The organism is Providencia sp. Me31A (assembly GCF_050487165.1).
Taxonomy (GTDB): domain Bacteria; phylum Pseudomonadota; class Gammaproteobacteria; order Enterobacterales; family Enterobacteriaceae; genus Providencia.
Genome location: NZ_JBKQGZ010000061.1, coordinates 1 through 1,701, shown reverse-complemented (window position 1 = coordinate 1,701; position 1,701 = coordinate 1). Strand labels below are relative to the sequence as shown.

General features: G+C 38.3%; 2 protein-coding genes and 1 pseudogene. 1 reads left to right on the top strand and 2 read right to left on the bottom strand.

Features of this window, described 5'->3' with window-relative positions; all coding sequences use genetic code 11:
• A pseudogene (locus ACLPIE_RS22410) lies at positions 1-194 on the bottom strand (hypothetical protein); the annotation flags it as partial.
• On the opposite strand from ACLPIE_RS22410, the gene ACLPIE_RS22405 reads away from it, so the two are divergent.
• Positions 183-464 (top strand): SymE family type I addiction module toxin, encoded by a 282-nt coding sequence (locus ACLPIE_RS22405; RefSeq protein ID WP_430263833.1) that lies wholly within the window; start codon positions 183-185, stop codon positions 462-464. The pseudogene ACLPIE_RS22410 and the gene ACLPIE_RS22405 overlap by 12 nt on opposite strands.
• 64 nt (positions 465-528) lie before the next feature.
• Here ACLPIE_RS22405 and ACLPIE_RS22400 read toward each other — a convergent pair whose 3' ends face one another.
• Positions 529-963: a hypothetical protein gene (locus ACLPIE_RS22400; RefSeq protein WP_430263832.1), complete on the bottom strand. Its 435-nt coding sequence runs from the start codon at positions 961-963 to the stop codon at positions 529-531.
• Positions 964-1,701: the final 738 nt, after the last annotated feature.

The window sequence follows — 1,701 nt, the reverse complement described above, 5'->3', positions numbered from 1 at the left end:
TCTCTCGGTCGGTAACCCTGTTCATGAACGATTTTCTTCTCTAGCCGCCCATTCACATCATAATGATAAAGCTGATAGCCCCTTGCCGTATCCCGCCGTGTGACTCGCCCCGCTTGTTGTTGCTGGATGCCCCGTCCCGCCCGTTGATGGGCGAGTAATCCGGTGCCGGTGTAATGGCTTGAATTCTTTCCCAAACAGAACGTTATTACGCGGTGGGCTATGCCCCGAGTGGCAACAAAACCAGCCCACCGCCGGCAATCCATTTAACAGGGTATTGGTTAAAAGACGCCGGTTTTGAGACAGGCCTCACGTTCACGGTGAAGATATTAAATGGCTGTTTGGTGTTAATCCCCGATGGCGAAGACATCAGAGCGATAAAGCAGCAGAACCAACAACAGCAAGCGCAGCTAACTGCCATACGGCACACGATGCGCAAACTAATGGCGGAGTATGTTAGCGGCTAAGGGGTAAACTGAGCTGCTCTTAACAATAAGTCAGTTCACAAAACTATTGGACTGACTTATTAATTTAAACATCAAAGAAAAACTCTAAAAAATCATTAAAACTAGGCCACTGTGGCTTTAATTTGCCTGCTATAAAATCCCGTAGCTCTTGACCTAAACCTAGACCAACAACTTCTCCAGTTTTTTGATTATAAAAATATCCGTATTCACCTTCAAAATTATCTAATGGTAAATACTCTTCTGGTATTTTTAATGCTTCATGTGTTCTTTCAATACTTAATGGATAACTATTACTATTAATTAAGAACCAACCAATTTGATAGATCTCTCTATTTCTGCCTAAGAATGTTGGGCAATCTTCAACATGTAAATAAAACTGTGCAAAATCAGAATCAATATCGGCATCAATACTTAACAAAGCATCGCGGTATTCACTTGAAGGCTCATCAAACCACCAATTTTTACTTTTAAAATAATTAATCAATTTAGGTGTTAGCATTTATCTGCCTTTTTTACAGAAATTAATCATTACCTAAGTCCTTGCTGTTATGAGCGTTATCTTCAAATATTCTAATCGCAACTTGAGCATTTAGTTTAATTATTAATCGCATCTCAGGTTAATTAGAACGTATTTTCCTTACACTCTTTATTTTAGTTAATATTTTGCAAAATTTCATTTCAAAGTCTTAACGCTACATCTATTACCATCAAAAAAAGTACATAAGATCCCAGTAAAACATAAGGACTAAGGATTAAGAGCGATAATAAAAAAAATAGAATGCGATAAATCCAATTTTTCGATATTGAAGATAATAACAAAATAAACATCGATAAAAGGAGCATCATTGCAACATTGGTTTCTTTGTAAGTAGAAAAAATAATAGATATCAATATTCGTACCTTTATTATTTGATATTGTATAAGCGTAGTTACGATGGCTAAGGCGCATTCTAAGTAAAACCGAGTGGTAAATAAAGCCCCAAAAACGTAGCATTATTACACGGTGAGGGGGTTTTCCAAGCAGCAGAACCAACAACAGTAAGCACAGCTAACCGCCATACGCCGCACGATATGCGAACTGATGTCAGAGTATATCTGCGGCTAAAGGGTAGTAAGCGGTTAATGAACCACACATACTAAACAAACTCGTCATTTGCCATAGTAGCTTTTTCATTGGAGGGACTATGGAACAACAAAGTAAACGAGAATACTGGACTGCAATTCTAGAGCTGCAACG

What these genes read in the sequence shown, in the direction of transcription:
- ACLPIE_RS22400 (WP_430263832.1), bottom strand. Translation starts at nt 963, where the DNA reads ATGCTAACACCTAAATTGATTAATTATTTTAAAAGTAAAAATTGGTGG.